The sequence below is a fragment of the Methylobacterium indicum genome, assembly GCF_001043895.1.
GTDB classification, from domain to species: Bacteria; Pseudomonadota; Alphaproteobacteria; order Rhizobiales; family Beijerinckiaceae; genus Methylobacterium; species Methylobacterium indicum.
This window is the reverse complement of the sequence record NZ_JTHF01000416.1, coordinates 1-695: the sequence shown is the minus strand read 5'-3', so window position 1 is coordinate 695 and position 695 is coordinate 1. Positions and strand designations below refer to the sequence as shown.

Below are 695 nucleotides of genomic sequence, written 5' to 3'. Positions count from 1 at the left end.
ATCCCCTCGCCGATCGTGCGCCAATCTTCCTTTCTGAAACTCTTTTTTATTTTACAACAAAAACAGTTAGATAATATTCAATTTAATACTTATTCAGATTTAACGCCATATGCCACAATGATTCAAAATCGCTGCGATCTATGTAGATTGCTTCAAATTCGCCATCGGCGTTCAACTCATCGAGTTCCGGCGTAGGAACCAGGCCAATTCTCGTGTCTATTGTTTCAAATTCTTTGCTGGCAACATGCATTTTGCCATCTGAAAAAATGTCTATTTTTCTAGTCTCCCAGCGATCATCGTCGATTTCTGACCATAATTCGATCGGATATTTTGGATCGCCGTGCGTCCATTTTACTTTGATGTATTTCATTGATTTTTTCCACTTCCCTCGATTCGACCGGCAACCGACAATGGTTTGCTATTTGGCACCACAAACACATGCTCCCGGCCTTGGACGACATTCAGGTCCGATGTCTCTATGCATACATAGTGGCTGAAGCGACGCCCCGCCCATGGAACATTTAAAAACTCCCGAGATAGTTGGTTGTTTGTCATTGTCCCTGGCGCAATGTCAGATAAATACTGCCCGTCGCCATACCGCGCGTCTTTAGGGTTTATGGCCTTTAGAGATGGCATAATTTGTTGAGATGCTAATATACCAGCCATTCCTTCTGCGCTAGTGCACTGACTCAAAC

2 protein-coding genes are annotated in these 695 nt (G+C 43.6%); both read right to left on the bottom strand.

The annotated features are described in order from the left end of the window. Positions 1-82: 82 nt before the first annotated feature. Positions 83-370, bottom strand: coding sequence for a DUF6881 domain-containing protein (locus QR78_RS34675; RefSeq protein WP_125901414.1), 288 nt, complete (start codon positions 368-370; stop codon positions 83-85). After that, positions 367-695, bottom strand: a 329-nt coding sequence (locus QR78_RS33480) for an HYD1 signature containing ADP-ribosyltransferase family protein (RefSeq protein WP_202972808.1), incomplete at its 5' end; no start/stop codon positions are given. The genes QR78_RS33480 and QR78_RS34675, both read right to left, overlap by 4 nt.

Bases quoted from the DNA above. Each gene is read 5' to 3' on its own strand.
- QR78_RS34675 (WP_125901414.1), bottom strand. From the start codon at position 370: ATGAAATACATCAAAGTAAAATGGACGCACGGCGATCCAAAATATCCG.